The 18,218-nt window shown below is 44.6% G+C and carries 18 protein-coding genes; 15 read left to right on the plus strand and 3 right to left on the minus strand.

Annotated features, from left to right (window positions below; translation table 11 throughout):
• The first annotated feature begins 17 nt into the window (after positions 1-17).
• From P2W76_RS09070 to P2W76_RS09080, 3 genes are read left to right on the plus strand one after another with little or no spacing between them, the layout of a single operon-like run.
• Positions 18-1,241 carry a hypothetical protein gene (locus P2W76_RS09070; protein ID WP_276347433.1) on the plus strand — a complete coding sequence of 408 codons (1,224 nt, stop codon included), beginning with the start codon at positions 18-20 and terminating at the stop codon, positions 1,239-1,241.
• 27 nt (positions 1,242-1,268) lie between these two features.
• Positions 1,269-2,963, plus strand: a complete 1,695-nt coding sequence (gene ggt / locus P2W76_RS09075; RefSeq protein ID WP_276347434.1) for a gamma-glutamyltransferase — start codon at positions 1,269-1,271, stop codon at positions 2,961-2,963.
• Between the two features lie 37 nt (positions 2,964-3,000).
• Positions 3,001-3,936, plus strand: coding sequence for an RraA family protein (locus P2W76_RS09080; protein ID WP_276347435.1), 936 nt, complete (start codon positions 3,001-3,003; stop codon positions 3,934-3,936).
• Between the two features lie 88 nt (positions 3,937-4,024).
• Here the strand turns inward: P2W76_RS09080 and P2W76_RS09085 are convergent, their stop codons facing one another.
• From P2W76_RS09085 to yihA, 3 genes are read right to left on the minus strand one after another with little or no spacing between them, the layout of a single operon-like run.
• Complete coding sequence (locus P2W76_RS09085) at positions 4,025-5,746, minus strand: M3 family oligoendopeptidase (RefSeq protein ID WP_276347437.1); 1,722 nt, start codon at positions 5,744-5,746, stop codon at positions 4,025-4,027.
• Between the two features lie 2 nt (positions 5,747-5,748).
• Positions 5,749-6,609 carry a UbiA-like polyprenyltransferase gene (locus P2W76_RS09090; protein ID WP_276347438.1) on the minus strand — a complete coding sequence of 287 codons (861 nt, stop codon included), beginning with the start codon at positions 6,607-6,609 and terminating at the stop codon, positions 5,749-5,751.
• Positions 6,610-6,611: 2 nt separating this feature from the next.
• On the minus strand, positions 6,612-7,214 hold the full coding sequence (gene yihA, locus P2W76_RS09095) for a ribosome biogenesis GTP-binding protein YihA/YsxC (protein WP_276347440.1): 603 nt from the start codon (positions 7,212-7,214) through the stop codon (positions 6,612-6,614).
• A 257-nt stretch (positions 7,215-7,471) separates the two neighbouring features.
• On the opposite strand from yihA, the gene ubiE reads away from it, so the two are divergent.
• From ubiE to P2W76_RS09155, 12 genes are all read left to right on the plus strand, one after another.
• The gene (gene ubiE / locus P2W76_RS09100; RefSeq protein ID WP_276347441.1) at positions 7,472-8,203 is read left to right on the plus strand and encodes a bifunctional demethylmenaquinone methyltransferase/2-methoxy-6-polyprenyl-1,4-benzoquinol methylase UbiE; all 732 of its coding nucleotides are present in this window, start codon (positions 7,472-7,474) and stop codon (positions 8,201-8,203) included.
• Positions 8,200-8,946: an outer membrane beta-barrel protein gene (locus P2W76_RS09105; RefSeq protein ID WP_276347442.1), complete on the plus strand. Its 747-nt coding sequence runs from the start codon at positions 8,200-8,202 to the stop codon at positions 8,944-8,946. Before ubiE ends, P2W76_RS09105 begins: the two co-directional genes overlap by 4 nt.
• A 153-nt stretch (positions 8,947-9,099) precedes the next feature.
• On the plus strand, positions 9,100-9,858 hold the full coding sequence (locus tag P2W76_RS09110) for an SDR family NAD(P)-dependent oxidoreductase (protein ID WP_276347443.1): 759 nt from the start codon (positions 9,100-9,102) through the stop codon (positions 9,856-9,858).
• A gap of 69 nt (positions 9,859-9,927) precedes the next feature.
• Positions 9,928-10,377, plus strand: a complete 450-nt coding sequence (locus P2W76_RS09115; protein ID WP_276347444.1) for a GatB/YqeY domain-containing protein — start codon at positions 9,928-9,930, stop codon at positions 10,375-10,377.
• Between the two features lie 132 nt (positions 10,378-10,509).
• Positions 10,510-11,271, plus strand: coding sequence for an alpha/beta hydrolase (locus tag P2W76_RS09120; protein ID WP_276347445.1), 762 nt, complete (start codon positions 10,510-10,512; stop codon positions 11,269-11,271).
• Positions 11,272-11,273: 2 nt separating this feature from the next.
• Entirely contained in the window at positions 11,274-11,936 is a 663-nt protein-coding gene (locus P2W76_RS09125) for a CBS domain-containing protein (RefSeq protein ID WP_276347446.1), read from the plus strand.
• A gap of 9 nt (positions 11,937-11,945) precedes the next feature.
• The gene (locus P2W76_RS09130) at positions 11,946-12,830 is read left to right on the plus strand and encodes an NAD kinase (protein WP_276347447.1); all 885 of its coding nucleotides are present in this window, start codon (positions 11,946-11,948) and stop codon (positions 12,828-12,830) included.
• Positions 12,831-12,843: 13 nt separating this feature from the next.
• Complete coding sequence (locus P2W76_RS09135) at positions 12,844-13,632, plus strand: DUF6089 family protein (RefSeq protein WP_276347449.1); 789 nt, start codon at positions 12,844-12,846, stop codon at positions 13,630-13,632.
• A gap of 98 nt (positions 13,633-13,730) precedes the next feature.
• Entirely contained in the window at positions 13,731-14,471 is a 741-nt protein-coding gene (locus P2W76_RS09140) for an isoprenyl transferase (protein ID WP_276347451.1), read from the plus strand.
• A 113-nt stretch (positions 14,472-14,584) separates the two neighbouring features.
• Complete coding sequence (gene bamA, locus P2W76_RS09145; protein ID WP_276347594.1) at positions 14,585-17,080, plus strand: outer membrane protein assembly factor BamA; 2,496 nt, start codon at positions 14,585-14,587, stop codon at positions 17,078-17,080.
• Between the two features lie 5 nt (positions 17,081-17,085).
• Positions 17,086-17,619 carry an OmpH family outer membrane protein gene (locus P2W76_RS09150; RefSeq protein WP_276347453.1) on the plus strand — a complete coding sequence of 178 codons (534 nt, stop codon included), beginning with the start codon at positions 17,086-17,088 and terminating at the stop codon, positions 17,617-17,619.
• A 45-nt stretch (positions 17,620-17,664) separates the two neighbouring features.
• Positions 17,665-18,210 (plus strand): OmpH family outer membrane protein, encoded by a 546-nt coding sequence (locus P2W76_RS09155; RefSeq protein ID WP_276347455.1) that lies wholly within the window; start codon positions 17,665-17,667, stop codon positions 18,208-18,210.
• Positions 18,211-18,218 lie beyond the last annotated feature (8 nt).

Genomic DNA, 18,218 nt, shown 5'->3' on the forward strand with positions numbered 1-18,218 from the left:
AACGGTGAACATAGATTATGCAATCAAAAGAAAACAATGAGACGGAGAATTCCATCAAAACCGTGGCTTTTATCGCCAATGTTTACAGGAACCGTTCACATGCCGACGTAATAGGGACTAAACTCTTTCTCGGGATTCCCACGGATGAAGGCATGATAAGCCCCCAGGTAAAAATTGTGTCTATGTGGATTGACCAGATTGATGCTACGGATACCGGCGTTCGTTTATCTGAAATGCATGGCGCAGCAGTTTATCCCACCATTGCGGAGGCCCTTACACTTGGAGGCGATAAACTGGCTGTTGATGCCGTCATTTATATTGGCGAGCACGGAACGTATAAAAAAAGCCGCCTTGGAGCGACCATGTATCCGAGGATGAATTATCTGGAACAGATCTTCCGGGTGTTTGACGCTTCTAAGAAAGTTGTTCCGCTTTTTAGTGATAAGCACCTGTCGTATAGCTGGCTGGACAGTAAGTGGATATATGACCGGGCTAAAGAATTGAACGTGCCCATGATGGCTGGTTCAACTCTGCCTTATGCGTGGCGCGATCCCGTATTTCAGCATCCTCTGGGAACTAAAATTAAAGAGGCCGTAGCTATAGGCTATGCTTCGCTTGACTCGTATGGCATTCATGCTATCGAAATCCTTCAGTGCATGGTTGAGCGCCGGAAAGGGGGGGAAACGGGTGTCAGAAGCGTACACACGCTGGCGGGAAATGATGTTTGGGCAGCGATAGATTCAGGCAAAATTTCCAAAGAACTGGTTAATGCGGGAGTTAATTTGATTAAAAATAAGCCGGCAGGTTCTATGCGGGATCTTGTTAAAATGCCGTATGCGGTATTAATTCATTACATTGATGGCACCAAAGGATCAATACTGATGCTGCAGGGATATATGGATGAACACTGGGCCTATGCCGCCAATGCTGAAGGCAAAATGGTAGCAACTGAATTTGTGCTGGACAGAAGCAAGAATATCTCAAGATACTATCCGCTTAATATCCAGAAGTTTATAGTGACGGGAAAGCCGACAGCACCAATAGAGCGCAATCTGCTGACCAGCGGCATAATGGACACCGTACTTCGATCCCTCAATGATGGTGAGCCCAAGCAGACGCCGTTCCTGGGCATTAAATACACAGCCGAAGGATATGAACCCATCCTGCCCGGGAACCCGCGTCCAACCGGAGCGAGTATAGGTCCGTGGCCCCCGAAAGGTTATGAATTCCTGGAGCGGTGATCAATATCCGTTAATTAATCAGCTGAAATGAAATATATTCTGATCTTATTTTTATTACCGCTTGGCGTTTATGCCCAGGATCGGTACTATGGGAAATTATGGGCAACGCGTTCGCAGGTGATCGCTCAAAATGGAATGGCAGCCACATCTCATCCATTAACTACCCAGGTGGCGCTGGATATCTTGAAAGCCGGAGGTAATGCTATTGATGCGGCGATTGCGGCAAGTGCCATGGAGGGAGTTGTTGAGCCTCACATGAATGGGATTGGCGGAGACCTTTATGCGATAGTTTGGGACGCTAAAACAAAGAAACTATATGGACTGAACGGATCCGGCAGGTCGCCCCGATCATTACAGCTTGCTGAATTTCAAAAGCGTGGTATTAAGCATATACCGCCATACGGACCCTTGTCAGTTACAGTGCCCGGATGTGTGGATGCCTGGTTTGAACTGCATAAAAAATTTGGCTCCATGCCAATGAATAAGGTACTCGAAAATGCTGTTTCCTATGCCAGGAATGGCTTTCCAGTCCATGCTGAATTATTTGCTGCCTTACCGCGGATCCCAGCCCTATATACTAATTTTCCCAATGTGGCAAAACATTATTACCAGGGTGGACACCTTCCTCAGGAAGGAGATCTCTTCAGGAATCCCGCCCTGGCAAATACCCTGGAAAGGATAGGAAAGGAGGGAAGGGATGTGTTTTATAAAGGTGACATAGCCCGCAGTATAGATGCTTTCATGAAAAAGAGCGGGGGATTTCTTAGTTATGAAGATATGTCCCGTCATACCTCGACCTGGGTTGATCCTGTTTCTGTGAACTATCGCGGCTATGATGTTTGGGAGCTGCCGCCGAATGGACAGGGCATCGCTGTTCTGCAAATGCTTAATATTCTCGAGGGGTATGATTTTTCAAAGATCAAACCAGGCAGTGCAGAGCATATTCACCTTTTTGCTGAAGCTAAAAAGCTGGTTTTTGAAGACCGGGCAAAATTTTATGCGGATATGGATTTTGCCAAGGTTCCCGTACGATCGCTGATCTCTGATGAATATGCAGCGGAAAGAAGAAAGCTTATCAATCCTGATAAAGCTGCTGTACATTTTGATTCCGGAAATCCTGCCCTGAAGGATGGAGATACTATTTATCTGACTGTTGCCGACAAGGAAGGCAATATGGTCTCACTAATTCAGAGTAATTACCGGGGCTTTGGTTCAGGTATGATGCCCGATGAGCTTGGATTTATCCTGCAGAACCGGGGTGAATTGTTTAGTCTGACTGAGGGGGAAATGAATTCTTATGCACCCGGAAAGCGACCCTTCCACACGATCATTCCCGCCTTCATGACAAAAGATGGTCAGCCAATGATGAGTTTTGGCGTAATGGGCGGGACGTTTCAGCCGCTTGGCCATGTTCAGATAGTGATGAATATTATTGATTTCGGTATGAATGTGCAGGAGGCCGGAGATTTTCGGCGAATGAATCATGAGGGATCCTCGGAACCAACAGGGGAGAAGATGGTTGAGACAGGGGGAATGATAACACTTGAAAGCGGGTATCCTTACGAGGTTATCCGTGAACTGCTGCAGAAAGGTCACCTGGTCGGCTATACAGCTGCACCTTCGGCCTATGGGGGGTATCAGGCCATCCGATATGATCCCGTGCGGAAGGTTTATTTTGGAGCTTCGGAATCCAGGAAAGATGGCCAGGTAGCTGGATATTAGAAACTTAAACTTGAATTAAAAACAAATGAATCCTTTTATGAAAAATAATCTTCTGAATATTTATATTCTTCTTGCCGTCTTACTCCTTCCAACACATCTTTTTAGCCAGAACCTGACTTTAAGCCGGGAAGAAATGATCGGGCTTACTCCCAAATGGAAAGGTGAGCGGTTTGCTGACGGCAGGCCAAAGGTGTCTGACGATCTTTTGAAGCGAATGAAGCGAGTGCCCGTTGAGCAGGCCTGGGGTGTTCTCAGGGCGGAGGGTTATACTCACCAGTACGAAAAGAACTGGAAAAATATCCGTGCCGGAGAAGTCCTGGTTGGGCGGGCCTTAACGGTTCAGTATATGCCGGTACGTCCGGAGGTAAAAGAACAGATCCAAAAAGAAGCTACAAAGGACGGAAGGGTGGGCGATATGGTTTCCTGGCCGATCGATATGCTGACCAAAGGCGATGTGTATGTGGCCGATTCCTATGGAAAGTTGGAAGACGGCCCCATTATTGGGAGCAACCTTGGAACGGCAATTCTTGCGAAATCGGGTAACGGCGTGGTTTTTAACGGTGCTGTCAGGGATCTGAGAGACCTGGAAGCGATGCCTGGTTTTACTTCGTTTGTCAGGGGAGATCATCCGTCTTATCAGCAGGAGATGATGCTTACGGGGATCAATGTCGCTATCCGGATAGGAAATGTAACTGTGTTGCCGGGGGATATAATATTAGGTCATCTGGATGGCGTCATGTTCATTCCTCCCCATTTGGTAGAGCGGGTAGTTAAAACCGGGGAGCTGGTACTGGTACGTGATGAATTTGGCCAGATAAGGCTTCGCGAGGGAAAATATACTCCGGGGCAGATTGATAGCCGCTGGACAGATGCTATTGAAGCAGATTTTGCACAATGGATCAATGCCAACCCGGGTAAGCTGCCTTTCTCCAAAGCAGAAATGCAGGAGTTGCTTAAAGACAGGACGTGGTGATCAAGCCTGGCGTTCCCTAATTCCAGTTTGGTCATTTTTGGAACTGGGTGAGGCTCCTTAATTGAATTCTCAACTCTCAACCCGATAGCTATCGGGTCTCAATCTCCGCCAGTTCCTTCTTAACAAACTCCGCCAGTTCCTTTACATACCGGGCGCTGAAATTAAATTCGATGCCTGCGGTCTCATATATTTCTTTGATGGTTTTCGTATATCCCAGTTTAAGGGCGTCGAGGTAGTTTTTGAGCCCGGTTTCCGGGTTGGCTTTATAGTTTTTCCAGACCGCAATAGCGCCAAGCTGTGCGATACCATATTCTATATAGTAGAAGGGCACCTCAAAAATGTGAAGCTGCTTCTGCCATAAGTTCTCAAGAGCTTCAGGATGCCCCGACCAGTCGGAAAAGTTATTTCCGAAGGGCTCAAAGATCTTTTTCCAGGCCTCGCTTCGTTCTTCACTCGTGTGGTCCGGATTCGTATAGATCCAGTGTTGAAACTGATCTACAACTGCTACCCACGGCAGCGTCTTCAGCACATCCTTTAACTGGTCTTTGCGAGCGCGCTTGAGATCTTCCGCTTTGTCAAAATAGACATCCCATTGGTCCATGGAGATCAGCTCCATACTCATGGAAGCGAGTTCGGCCACTTCCGAAGGGAGGTGCTTGAAATCGTTCAGTTCGAGGTCAGCAGAAATAAATGTATGCACGGCATGGCCACCCTCATGCACCATCGTTGTTAGGTCGCGAAATGTACCTGCAGAGTTCATGAAAATGAATGGTGCGCCGCTTTCAGCAAGGGGATAGTTATAACCGCCGGGTGCTTTCCCTTTACGGCTCTCCACATCAAAGAAGCCATTAGCTTTCATTATTTCCAGCCGTTCGCCGATATAGGGGCTCAAGCCCTGGAAACACTTTATAGATTTATCAATCAGCTCCTCGCCAGTTTTGAACGGCTTCAATGCAGGCTTGCCGGAAACATCGACATCCATGTCCCAGGGCTTCAGCGCTTTTAACCCGAGGGCCGTCTGCCGTGCCGCAGCTTGCTCACGAAGAACAGGCACTATTTCTTTTTCTATTGCTTCGTGAAACTTATAGCAGTCGTGCGGCGTGTAGTCGAACCGGCCTAAAGCCTGGAACATATAGTCGCGGAAATTCTCAAATCCGGCATTCAATGCTACCTGGTGTCTTAATTTTAAAAGACCGTTGAACAGTTCATCTAGTTTCTCCTTATCCTGCAGCCTTCTCGCGGTTATCGCTTCCCATGCTTGCTGTCTGACGTTTCTGTCGGTATCCTTTAAAAATACTGCTGCCTGTTCGAGCGTGTATTCCTTTCCGTTTAACTTGACCGACATAGCTCCGGTAATTGCCTGGTATTTCTGCTGTTCTACCTGTATCTGGGTCTGCAATGGTATATTCTCTTCCCGGAATAATTCCAGTGCCTTCCTGATGCCCCTGGTGTAAACGAAGTATTTTCCTTTATCCAGCTGGTCTGCGAATTCGCTCTCAATAAATTTTTTGTTCAGGTCATTATTCAGGGGCGCGATCTTTGGTTCGATCTCGGTTGCAAAAAACTGGAAATCAGCCAGCAGCTTTTCGTCTGTGGTATCACAGGTCATCCTGATATATCTCCAGGCAAAATCTTCCTCAAGGGCTGCCTCAAGTTCGCTCCTGTCCCTGAGCCATTGTTCCAAAGCATGAACTGAGTCTAGTTTCCGCGACAGTAATTCTTTAAAAATAGGTTCCAGACTATCCCATTTCACCTTCAGATTTTCAGGGATATAGGTGCGAGGTTTTTTTTCGATCTTAAGGGTACTCATGATTATAATTGATTTCTCAAATAAACGTCTAACATAAAGAACACTGCGAACACTACTGAAGCAATGCCGTTAGTTGTAAAGAATGCCCGGTCTACCTTCGACAGGTCATCGGGCCTGACCAGTTGGTGCTGATAAACCAGCAACAGGATAAAGAAGAGGATCCCGGCCAGGTAGAACCAGCTCAGCCCGGAAAGGAAATAGGGTATGCTGATAAATACGACAGCCAGAAAATGGAGGACCGCTGATACCTGCAGGGCTTTTCTTTTTCCAAGCCATGCGGGTATGGAGTTTAAATTATTTTGCCGGTCGAATTCTTCATCCTGAAGGGCATATATAATATCGAAGCCGCTGACCCAGCATAGAACCGCCAGGGAAAAGTATACCGGAAGCATCGCAAATTCGCCTGTTACTACCAGATAAGAGCCAATGGGTGCAAGCGCCAGGCCGAGCCCCAGGATAAGATGGCACAGGGGAGTGAACCGTTTGGTATAGCTATATCCCAAAACAACAGCGAGGGCAACAGGGGAAAGATAAAAGCAAAGGCGGTTAATAAGCAGGGTGGTAGCAATAAATAGCAGGCAGTTTATAATCGTAAACGCAAGCGCTTCCCCGGATGATATCCGGCCGGAGGGGATATCGCGTACAACGGTCCTCGGGTTTGCAGCGTCAATTTCCCTGTCAAGATAACGGTTAAAGGCCATCGCCGCATTCCTTGCAAATACCATGCACAGCACCATCAGCAAAAGCTTGATCCAGTTGAAATGATGACTGGTGGTTGTCACAGCAAGAAAAAAGCCGATAAATGCAAAAGGCATGGCGAACACTGTATGTGCAAACAATACCAGAGATAAATATTTCTTCATAGCTAGCGCGAGAATGACCTGTTTAACTCGTTGATAAAATTCAGGATATCGTCCCGTCCGTCCTGCGTTTCTGAGGAGGTAATGTAGTGTTGAGGAACTTCTTCAAAGATCGTTAACAATGCCTTTCTGAATTTAGCTACGGCCTGATCTGTTTTAACCCGCGACTGTTTGTCTGCTTTTGTAAAGATCAGCTGGAAAGGAAGCCCATTTTCGCCGAGCCAGGAGCAGAATTCGATATCTATTTTCTGAGGCTCAAGACGACTGTCGATGAGCACAAAGACACATTGCAGGTTTTCCCTGTTGCGCAGGTAAAAACTGATGAATTTTTGCCAGTCTGCCCGGTTGCTGCGCGAAGTTTTTGCATAGCCATAGCCGGGAAGATCCACCAGCTGCCAGTTCTCATTGATCAGGAAATGGTTGATCAGCTGGGTTTTACCGGGAGTTTGGGATGTCTTGGCGAGCCCCTTTTTCTGAACCAGCATATTGATCAAGGAGGATTTGCCAACATTTGAACGGCCTATAAATGCGTATTCAGGCAATACCGGCGGGGGTAATTTATCGGTCCGGGTATTACTGCATTGAAATTCTGCGCTTTTGATGATCATTGCCGCAAAGGTAAGGGTTTTACGTTATACGTTCCTACCGAATGCCTCCGGCATTTTTAAACGCAGAGGACGCTGAGGCCGGGCGGAGATCGCTTAGTGCTATATGCATGCTCTACGCTTTTAGCCCTATGCTTTTAGCCATGCGCTCCCTGCCTGTCCGAACGGTGTTCAGCCGGGTGTTTAAATAGACGTCATGCATCACGGCGTTTAGCAACTTACAACGTAAAACGTAAAACGTATAACTATATTTGTCCCGTATGTCAAACCCAGTCACCCCTTATCGCGATTCCGATGCTTCCAAGAAAGATCAGGTCGCAAAGATGTTCAATAATATTTCCGGCACCTATGATTTCCTGAATCATTTTTTATCGCTGGGAATTGATGTGATATGGAGGAAAATGGCGATCAGGGAACTGTTGCCTGATAAGCCGAAATATATCCTTGATGTTGCAACAGGTACAGGAGATTTTGCATTTGAATCGATAAAAATACTGAAGCCTGAGAAAATTGTTGGGGTAGACATTTCTGAGGGAATGCTGGAAATCGCGAAGGAGAAGATAATCAAGCGAAAGTTGCAGGACAAGTTCGAGGTGAACCTTGGCGATTCCGAAAAGCTCCTTTTTGATGATGAAAGTTTTGATGCGGTTACCGTGGCCTACGGCGTTCGCAATTTTGAAAATCTGGAGAAAGGCCTTGCTGATATGCTGCGTGTATTAAAGCCGGGAGGCAAGGCGGTTGTTCTGGAGTTTTCAAAACCACGGGTTTTCCCGGTGAAACAGGCTTATAATTTTTATTTTAAATATGTTACCCCGGCAATAGGAAAGCTATTTTCCAGGGACGCGAGTGCATACACTTATTTACCTGAGTCTGTGGCTGCATTCCCCGACGGGGAGCAGTTTTTAAACCTGATGAAGAAAGTTGGGTACGGAAATACGAAATGGCGTCCCCTGGCGTTTGGGATTTGTTCCATTTATACCGGTACTAAATGAAAAAAGGCGTTATCCTTGTCTTATTGCTGACTGTGTTATTTACTGCTAGTTCAGTTGCACAGCAGAATTGGGGAGGAGGAGTTGATAACGAGACCCTGCATTTCGGGTTTAAGTTTCAGTACATTTCAGCAGAATATAAGATCTTAAAAAGGGCAGACTGGAAGGAACCTCTTGCGGATCCGGCAGATGGCACATTGTTTATTCCCAGCCCGTTAACGAGCATTAGTTCACCGGTATCCCAGGGCTTTGCTTTGGGATTCGTTTCCGATTATAAACTGACGGAAAATGCCAATATACGTTTTACGCCGGGACTTGTGTTTTCTGACGTTCTTGCAAATTATGAGTTTGCAGACCCATCTTATAATGTCCAAAAGAAAGTGCAGGCCACCTTTGTCGATCTGCCGGTTAGTTTCAAGTTAAAATCTAACCGTCAAAACAATTACCGCGCATACCTGATAGCCGGGGCGAAGTATTCGATGGATATCGTTTCCAGAAAGAAGAAAGACGACAGCGGATTCATCGGCTCTGAAAAGTTTCTTAAAAGCGTGCCCAACTCATTGTGGTATGAAGCAGGTGTAGGCCTTGATATTTATTTTGAATGGTTCAAACTCTCCCCCGAGATTAAATTTGCGCAGACAACCAAAAGTGTATTGCTGGACCGGGACAGGGCTGAAAACCCCTATACATCTCCGATTGATAAGATGTTTTTGCGGAATTTTCAGTTTAGTTTGTTTTTTGAGTAGGGGAATAGGGAATAGGAAATAGAGAATAGGGAATAGGAAAATAGTCGAGCGTTCAATTCCATTCCCCATTTTCCATTTCCCATTCCCCCATTCTCTATTTTCCCATTCTCCATTTCCCCACTATTTTCCTTACTTTCGGATTTTAATCCCATTATGTCAAAAATAGCTTTAATAACAGGCGCAACCGCCGGAATTGGCGAAGCATGTGCTCTCCTTTTTGCTCAACAAAAATATAATCTGATCCTTCTGGCCCGCAGGGCGGACCGCCTGGAGTCTCTCGCCGGAAAGCTTAGTGAAGAATTTGGTATTGAAGTTAAAACGCTTGTCGCAGATGTGAGGATCAGGGAAGAGGTTCAGAACCTTGAGGCCCTGCCTGCAGATTGGAAAAAGGTAGATGTTCTGATCAATAACGCCGGCCTTTCTCAGGGACTCGATCCGATAAACGCCGGGAGTACAACCGACTGGGATGTTATGATCGATACGAATGTGAAGGGACTGTTGTACGTTACGAAAATAGTCTCGAACTGGATGATTTCGAACGGCGGCGGGCATATCATCAACCTTGGTTCGATCGCCGGAAAGGAAACTTACATTAACGGGAATGTGTATTGTGCCACGAAACATGCTGTTGACTCGCTGAACCGGGCGATGCGGATTGATCTTCTCCCTTATAAAATCAGGGTAACCGCCATTCATCCAGGAGCTGTAGAGACAGAATTTTCAGAAGTCCGTTTCAAAGGGGACACAGAAAAGGCAAAAAAGGTCTATGATGGCTATGAGCCACTTCATGCCGAGGATATCGCTGAAACAATCTGGTTCGTAGTATCACGCCCCCCTCACGTGAATATAAATGATATGATCGTGATGCCAACAGCTCAGGCAAATACGACGCATTTGTTGCGGGAGATTTGAGGTAAATTCCCTTCAACCCATATCATTTCCGTAGTTTTGCAGGAAATTAACCAATTCACAAATAACCAAATGTCACTTCAGGGAACTATAGATCAGGATATTAAATCTGCCATGCTGGCAAAGGATAGCGGGCGGCTGAGGGGCTTAAGGGCAATCAAGGCAGCCTTACTGGTCGCAAAAACTGAGAAGGGAGCTTCAGACGTGTTAACAGATGAAGCCGAAATAAAGGTCTTGCAGAAGCTCGTCAAACAACGCAGAGAATCTGCAGACATCTATTTGTCTCAAAAGCGGGACGATCTTTATCAGATAGAGGTCGAAGAGATGCAGGTGATCGAAAAGTACCTTCCGAAACAAATGAGCCGCGACGATGTTGCAGTCCATGTTAAAGATGTTATCGCCAGGACAGGAGCGGCGGGCATCAAGGATATGGGCAAGGTAATGGGACAGGTAAATAAGGAACTGGCCGGTCAGGCCGACGGCAAAACCATCTCCGAGGTGGTCAAAGAATTGCTGGCCTGAGCCAGGAAGGGCTATTTCAGGGATTGATCGTAAAAACTTATATTTATAAGCATATAAATTAGTTTTTATACTGATTTTACTTTTAGACTTTTATCTTAGCAAGTAACACGATTATACGCACTTAACGATTCTATGGAGTTCGCGATTAAAGAAGAAAACGGTTTTAAATACATTGACGAAGGCGAAGGCGAAGTGCTTGTACTGCTTCATGGATTGATGGGTGCTTTAAGCAACTGGACTGATGTGGTTCTTGAATTTAGGAAAGAATACCGGGTCGTTATACCACTTTTGCCGCTATACGACCTTCCGCTGCTGACTACCGGGGTAAAGACCCTCGCAAAATTTGTGCATAAGTTTGTTAAGTATAAGAAGCTTCAAAATATAACGGTGTTGGGTAATTCTCTCGGCGGGCATGTTGGGTTAATCTACACGCTCAATCACCCTGAAGAAGTAAAATCCCTTGTTCTTACCGGCAGTTCGGGTTTGTATGAGAATGCTTTCGGTGGCTCCTTCCCAAGGCGTGAGAGTTATGACTTTATTAAGGAGAAAGTAGAATTTACATTTTATGATCCTGCAACAGCAACCAAAGAACTGGTTGATGAAGTTTATCAGACGGTCAATGATCGTGTAAAGGTAATCAGGATATTAGCGATGGCTAAATCTGCGATCCGGCATAATATGTCGAAAGACATCCATAAGATCAAAGTTCCCGTATGTTTGATATGGGGCAAGGATGATAAGATAACGCCACCGGATGTTGCCGTGGAGTTTGATCAGCTGTTCCCTGATTCAGAATTAAACTGGATCGACAAATGCGGGCATGCGCCTATGATGGAGCAGCCTGAAGAATTTAATATGTATCTGAGGAAGTTTCTCGATAAGCAAAAAGAATAGTTATGTATGCACATGAACTCATATCCGACGCCATACCTCCGGTAAGAACTTCTGATACCATTCAGAAAGTTATGGAACGGATGACGGAGTTCAGGGTGAATCATTTGCCTATAGTTAATGATAAGCAATTCCTTGGTTTAGTGTCTGACGAAGATCTGATCGAGGTTCCCGATAGCAGCTTCCCGATCGGTGGTTTAAGTCTTTCGCTTCATAATCCCTTTGTTTTCGAAGAACAGCATATTTATGACGTCATCCGCTTGTTTTATGAGCAGAAGCTGAGCATCGTTCCGGTTCTGGATATAAACAAGAATTACAAGGGACTTATTTCAATCAATACTATGATGGAGTACATTGCCACAATGACCTCGGTGAAGGAGCCAGGCGGCATTGTTATTCTCGAGATCAGCAACAGGAATAATTCTCTTTCTCACATCGCTCAGATAGTTGAGTCAGATAATGCGCAGATCCTTAGTTCCTATATAAAGTCTTTCCCGGATTCAACCCGTCTGGAAGTTACTTTAAAACTCAACCGGACAGATATATCATCCATCTTAGCTTCATTTTTGAGGTATGATTATAATGTAAGGGCTACTTTTAATGATTCAAAATCAGATGGTGGCACTTCAGACAGATATGATCAGCTTATGAATTACCTTGATATCTAAAAAATCAGCATGAAGATTGCAATTTACGGCAGGCAGTTCAATAATACGGTTCTGCCTTATGTTCAACAGGTTTTTGATAGCCTGGCAAAATATGATATAGAGACTTTCGTGTACGATAAGTACAACCATTTTATTTCGGGCAAGATCTTCTTTCCGAAAAAGTTCCAGATATTCAGAAACTACCATGACCTCACAACCGCTAAAGTAGATGTGATGATCAGTCTTGGAGGGGATGGCACATTGCTCGACACGGTTACTCTTATCTGTGATTCAAACATCCCGGTGATAGGTATAAACTTTGGAAGGCTCGGGTTCCTCGCAAGTATTAATAAGGTTGATATCGATTCGGCTATTCAAAGGCTGGTAAACAGGGAGTTTACCCTGGACAGGAGGGAACAGATAAAGCTAGAATCAGACCTTAATCTTTTCGGCAGTGAGAATTTTGCACTGAACGACATTACGATCCACAAGCGCGATACGTCGGCGATGATGATTGTTCATGCATATCTTAACGGCGATTTTCTGAATTCATATTGGGCTGACGGTCTTATTGTCGCCACTCCTACAGGGTCTACGGCTTATTCTTTAAGCTGTGGAGGTCCTATTATATTCCCGGGATCGGGAAACATGGTAGTAACTCCGATCTCGCCACACAACCTGAATGTAAGGCCCATTGTCCTTTCGGACAGTAACATACTGTCGTTTGAGATTGAGGGACGAAGCTCTAAATACCTGGTAACATGTGATTCACGAACCGAGGTTATAGATACATCTATCAAGATAACCGTTAAGAAGGCTGATTTTGGAATAAATCTCATCAGGCTGAATAATGAAAACTATTTATCTACGTTAAGAAACAAATTACTTTGGGGAATAGATACAAGAAACTATTAAGTAACTCTTTTTAATGCGCAGACTGGTCCTGTTTTTTTGTTTCTTTTCACAGAGCCTGATTGTCCTGGCTCAGACATGGGAGGCCGGTGTTTCAGTTGGTGCTTCGGGTTATATGGGCGATATCAACCCCGTTAAGTTTTATAAGTTTACCGACCCGGCATTTGGTGCCCTTGTTAAGCGCAATTTTAATGGCTATTGGTCGGCTAAAGTTGGTTTTACCCACGGCAGGATCCAGGCGGATGACAGTAAATCAGACAATGCGGATCAAGTGAACCGTAATCTGAGTTTCCGGTCGGATATTACTGAGCTGTCGCTTCAAATGGAATTTAACTTCTTTAATTATCTGCCTGGCTTACTTCCGGGCTTCGGCTCAAAGAGATTAAGTCCTTATATTTTTACTGGCATAAGCGGCTTCTCCTACAACCCTGTAACCGATTATAACGGAAGTGAGATTGAACTCCAGCCTCTTCAGACTGAAGCAGTTGAGTACAAAAGGAATGCAATCAGCATTCCTTATGGCGCGGGAGTAAAATATAACATTAAAGGCAACTGGAACGTCATTGGTGAGATCGGCTACCGCACAGCGTTTACGGATTACCTCGACGACCTGAGCGGACGATATCCTGATTTTACGGTCACACCACCAGTGAGCCCCCTGAGCCCTGCCCTGTCAGATCGCTCTCTGACGGCAGCAGACCGCAGAGGTCAGCAACGGGGGGATTTCCGGAAGCGCGATACCTACATGATCACCGCTATCAGCCTCACCTATACTTTTGTCCCTGTTAAATGTCCTACGTTTTAGATATGGGATATGAACTGTGAACTACATTTTTTCATACCTTTGCAGCTCTAAATTTTAGAGTAATTCTAATTGTACAGATTAGGCACCAATATGAGTCAATGAGTTTGATTGAACAAATAGATAAAGACCGTTTGCCGCAGCATGTTGCCATTATAATGGATGGCAATGGGCGCTGGGCCAAGGAAAAAGGAAAACTCCGGGTTTTCGGTCACCAGAATGGTGTGGTATCTGTTCGTGACACCGTTGAAGGAGCTGTTGAACTTGGTGTCAAATACCTCACTTTATACGCGTTTTCTACAGAAAACTGGAACAGGCCTAAGTTAGAAGTGATGGCCCTTATGGAGCTGCTTGTTGCAACCATTAATAAGGAGACCAAAACGCTGATGCAAAATGGCGTGAGGCTGAATGCAATCGGCAATTTGAAATCGCTCCCGGATAAATGTTACCGCCAGCTGCAGGAAACAATTAAGAAGACGTCGGACAACAAAGCATGCACTCTCACTCTCGCCTTAAGCTACAGCTCAAGATGGGAAATAACTGATGCTGCCCGAAAGCTTGCTGAAGATGTGAAAGACGGAAAAATTAAGGCAGATGACATTTCAGAAGAAGCTTTTGCTTCATATTTAAGCACTTCTGGCATGCCGGATCCCGAACTTATGATCCGAACCAGCGGCGAACACCGGATAAGTAATTATCTTTTATGGCAGCTGGCCTATTCGGAGCTGTATTTTACCCCTAAGCTATGGCCCGATTTCAGAAGAGAAGATCTTTTTGAAGCGATCATTGATTTTCAAAAACGTGAAAGGCGTTTTGGAATGACCAGCGAGCAGCTCAACTAATTTTTAACTTTAACACTTTTTAACAAGTGATTAGCTTATTTTAGCACCGTTAAACACGACAAATGAACCGCATTTTAATAATAATATTTTTACTTATTTCAGGTACTTCTGCGATGGCGCAGTTTGGAAGGACGGGGACACCGACACCCCCGAGGAGTACGGCTACCAGGTCTGAAATCAGTTACCTGAACCCGCAGGAATTTACGATTGGCGGAACTACCGTGACCGGTACTGAATTTTTAGATAAGGACGTTCTCATAACTATATCCAAGCTCACAAAAGGAGATAAGATTGAAGTACCGAGTGATGCGACTTCAAATGCTGTGAAGAATTTATGGGCTCAGGGATTATTTGATGATGTAAAATTAAATATCGCTGAAATCAGGGGAGATTCTATCTTTTTTAACATAGTAGTGGTTGAGCGCCCGCGTTTGACGCGAATTGACCTTCTTGGTCTAAAAAAAGGCGAAATTACGGATATACGTACCAAGCTGAACGATAAGACAGGGAAGGTGGTTAACGAAAACCTGATAAAGACAACAACTGACATTATTAAGAAGCATTTTAATGAAAAGGGTTATTTATTTACAGAGGTGTCTATTGCACAAAGAAAGGATACCGCGGAAGCGAATAATATGATCCTGGATATAACCGTCGATAAAAAGAAACGTGTAAAGGTCGATGAGATAGTCTTCACAGGTAATAAGGACTTTAAGGACAAAAGCCTTAAAAAATATCTAAAGAAGACAAAAGAACGTGCTTTCTACAAAGTATTTGGTTCAGCTAAATTTCTTCAGTCTAAATATGACGAGGATAAGCGCACCATGGTGGCTAAAATGCACGAAAAGGGCTACAGGGATGCAGAGATAGTCAGTGACTCTGTTTACCGGTCAAGTGAGAACGGGGTAACCGTACAGATAAACCTTCATGAAGGGCCTAAATACTATTTTGGTAATATTTCTTTTGCGGGGAACGCTAAATATCCTGTGGAATTTCTTGAAACCCTCCTTTCAATTAAAAAGGGAGAGGTTTTCAGCGAAGAGAAATTAACCAGAAAGCTTTCCAGCAGCCCTAATGGCGACGATATTTCTTCTTTGTATCTTAATGATGGTTATCTGACCTTTAATGTTGACCCGGTGCAGACCAAGATATACGGTGACACCATTGATCTTGAAATAAGGATGTATGAAGGCCCTCAATACACGATCAATAAAGTGATGGTAAAGGGTAATGACCTGACCAATGACAAGGTAATCCTGAGAGAAATAAGGACTAAGCCGGGGCAGAAATTTTCCAAAGAGCTTATCGTAAGAAGTACGCGTGAGATCGCTCAGCTTGGGAACTTTGATGATACTAAAACAGATCCCCGTCCGATAAATATTAATCCCAACGAGGGAACAGTAGATATCGAATATAATGTGGTTGAAAAGCCTTCCGATCAGATCGAGCTCTCAGGTGGTTTTGGTGGCGGCCGTGTTGTAGGTACTCTGGGTTTAACCTTTAATAATTTTTCGGCAAGGAACTTATTTAACATGAGCGCCTGGAAGCCGCTTCCTAAAGGCGATGGTCAGAAGCTAAGCATCCGGGGCCAGACCAATGGAAAATTCTATCAGTCTTACAGCTTTTCATTTTCTGAGCCATGGCTTGGCGGCAAGAAGCCTATTTATTTCGGTATCAGTGCATTTACTTCGCTTCAGTCGAACGGATTAAGGGATAGTGATATTGACCAGCAGAAGATCCGCTTAAACGGCTTGACATTTACCCTCGGCCAGCGGTTAAAATGGCCGGATGACTATTTCCAGGCAAATACGTCGATCAATCTTCAGCAGTATAAGCTGAATAATTATAACCAGTTCATTTTCTCAACAGGAACTTCGTATAACTTCAACCTGACCCAGGAGCTTAGCCGCAGTTCGGTAGATGCGCCGATCTTCCCGACCTCAGGGTCTAACCTTAAGCTGACCATCCAGGCGACACCGCCATATTCCTTGCTAAACAATAAGAACTATGCGGTAGCAACCGATAAGGAAAAATATAAGTTTACCGAATACCATAAATGGAAGTTTGAATCTCAATGGTTCCAGAGGATCTACGGAAAGCTGGTGCTGAAGGCCCAGGCGCAGTTCGGTTTGTTGGGAATATACAATACGGCCGTCGGACAATCTGCTTTCGAACGTTTTAAGCTTGGAGGTGATGGTATGCAGGGATTTGATTACCTGCAAGGATCAGAAATTATAGCCATGCGTGGGTATGCAAACAATGCCGTTATTCCGGCGGGTTCCAATCCTACAATTGCCCAGGGATCAGGAAGCCCGATCTTTAACAAATATGTTCTGGAGCTGAGGCACCCTATTACTGCAAGCCAGTCGGCTACAATATTCGTTCTTGCATTTGCCGAGGGCGGTAATACCTGGAATTCGTTCAGAGATTTCGCCCCTTTTAATGTGAGACGTGCTGCAGGATTTGGAGCGAGGGTGTTTTTACCTATTTTTGGTTTGCTTGGTATCGATTACGGTTTTGCGTTTGATAAAATACCTGGACTGGAAAGCAATGGCAGACAACCTTTTACGTTTAGTATATCACAAGCGTTAAACGGAGGATTTAATTAATTAAAATGAAACGATTAATTTTAGGTATTTTATTATTATTTTGTATAACATTGTCTGCATCTGCGCAGCGTTTTGCGTATGTTGACAGCGATTATATATTGAAGCATATTCCGGAATACACTTCGTCACAGAAGCAGTTAGACGCCTTATCGGCTCAATGGCAGAAAGATGTAGACGGAAAATTTGCGGAAATTGAAAGATTGTTCAAAGCTTACCAGGCAGACCAGGTGTTATTAACCGAGGAGATGCGCAAGAGGAGAGAGGCAGAAATTATTGGAAAAGAAAACGCGGCAAAAGAATTCCAGCGGGTTAAGTTTGGATTTGAAGGCGAGCTTTTCCAGGCGCGTACACGATTGATCAAACCTATCCAGGACCGTGTGGCCAAGGCCATACAGGCCGTAGCAGATGCGCAGCAACTGGATATGATCTTTGATAAGACTAGTGAGATCACACTATTGTATGCTAGTCCGCGTTTAGATAAAAGCAATGACGTTATTACACGGCTGGGTTTTAAACCAGGCACTTTTGTTACCAATTAAAGCTCTATATAAATTAAAAACAAAACAGAACAAGCAATAAAAACAATGAAGAAATTAGTAAGAATAGGATTAGTTGCAGCAGGATTATTCATGGCTGGAAGCGCCGCAAATGCTCAGCAGAAATTCGGGCATATCAATTCTGCGGATCTTTTGCAATCTATGCCTGAAATGAAAACAGCAGATGCAAGCTTTCAGACCTTTGCTAAGCAAAAGCAAACTGCGTTAGAATTAATGGATGCAGAACGTACCAAGAAGATCACCCTATACAACGACAAAACAAAAGCCTTAAGCGAAGCGAACAAGGAAACTTTAGGCAAAGAGATCGAAGCTTTGGTAAAGGAGATCCAGGATATGGAGAAACGGATCACTGAAACTCAGGAAAAGTCTCAGGAGGAATTAACTACAAAACGTACTGAACTTTATCAGCCGGTATTTAAGAAAGCCGAGGATGCAGTTAAGGTTGTAGCTAAAGAAAAAGGTTTCGCATACGTTTTCGATGTCTCTCAGCCAGGGGTTGTATATTTCGATGGTGGCGAAGACCTTTTAGCAGCGGTTAAAACCAAATTAGGCATCACTACTGCAAGTAAATAAGAGCATCT

Origin of the sequence: Daejeonella sp. JGW-45 (assembly GCF_029360805.1) — a bacterium.
Taxonomy (GTDB): Bacteria; Bacteroidota; Bacteroidia; order Sphingobacteriales; family Sphingobacteriaceae; genus Daejeonella.

Bases quoted from the DNA above. Each gene is read 5' to 3' on its own strand.
- P2W76_RS09150 (WP_276347453.1), top strand. From the start codon at position 17,086: ATGAAACGATTAATTTTAGGTATTTTATTATTATTTTGTATAACATTG.
- P2W76_RS09155 (WP_276347455.1), top strand. From the start codon at position 17,665: ATGAAGAAATTAGTAAGAATAGGATTAGTTGCAGCAGGATTATTCATG.
- P2W76_RS09085 (WP_276347437.1), bottom strand. From the start codon at position 5,746: ATGAGTACCCTTAAGATCGAAAAAAAACCTCGCACCTATATCCCTGAA.
- P2W76_RS09110 (WP_276347443.1), top strand. From the start codon at position 9,100: ATGTCAAAAATAGCTTTAATAACAGGCGCAACCGCCGGAATTGGCGAA.
- P2W76_RS09090 (WP_276347438.1), bottom strand. From the start codon at position 6,609: ATGAAGAAATATTTATCTCTGGTATTGTTTGCACATACAGTGTTCGCC.
- P2W76_RS09135 (WP_276347449.1), top strand. From the start codon at position 12,844: ATGCGCAGACTGGTCCTGTTTTTTTGTTTCTTTTCACAGAGCCTGATT.
- P2W76_RS09130 (WP_276347447.1), top strand. From the start codon at position 11,946: ATGAAGATTGCAATTTACGGCAGGCAGTTCAATAATACGGTTCTGCCT.
- yihA (WP_276347440.1), bottom strand. From the start codon at position 7,214: ATGATCATCAAAAGCGCAGAATTTCAATGCAGTAATACCCGGACCGAT.
- P2W76_RS09105 (WP_276347442.1), top strand. From the start codon at position 8,200: ATGAAAAAAGGCGTTATCCTTGTCTTATTGCTGACTGTGTTATTTACT.
- P2W76_RS09115 (WP_276347444.1), top strand. From the start codon at position 9,928: ATGTCACTTCAGGGAACTATAGATCAGGATATTAAATCTGCCATGCTG.
- P2W76_RS09120 (WP_276347445.1), top strand. From the start codon at position 10,510: ATGGAGTTCGCGATTAAAGAAGAAAACGGTTTTAAATACATTGACGAA.
- bamA (WP_276347594.1), top strand. From the start codon at position 14,585: ATGGCGCAGTTTGGAAGGACGGGGACACCGACACCCCCGAGGAGTACG.
- ggt (WP_276347434.1), top strand. From the start codon at position 1,269: ATGAAATATATTCTGATCTTATTTTTATTACCGCTTGGCGTTTATGCC.
- P2W76_RS09125 (WP_276347446.1), top strand. From the start codon at position 11,274: ATGTATGCACATGAACTCATATCCGACGCCATACCTCCGGTAAGAACT.
- P2W76_RS09140 (WP_276347451.1), top strand. From the start codon at position 13,731: ATGAGTTTGATTGAACAAATAGATAAAGACCGTTTGCCGCAGCATGTT.
- ubiE (WP_276347441.1), top strand. From the start codon at position 7,472: ATGTCAAACCCAGTCACCCCTTATCGCGATTCCGATGCTTCCAAGAAA.
- P2W76_RS09080 (WP_276347435.1), top strand. From the start codon at position 3,001: ATGAAAAATAATCTTCTGAATATTTATATTCTTCTTGCCGTCTTACTC.
- P2W76_RS09070 (WP_276347433.1), top strand. From the start codon at position 18: ATGCAATCAAAAGAAAACAATGAGACGGAGAATTCCATCAAAACCGTG.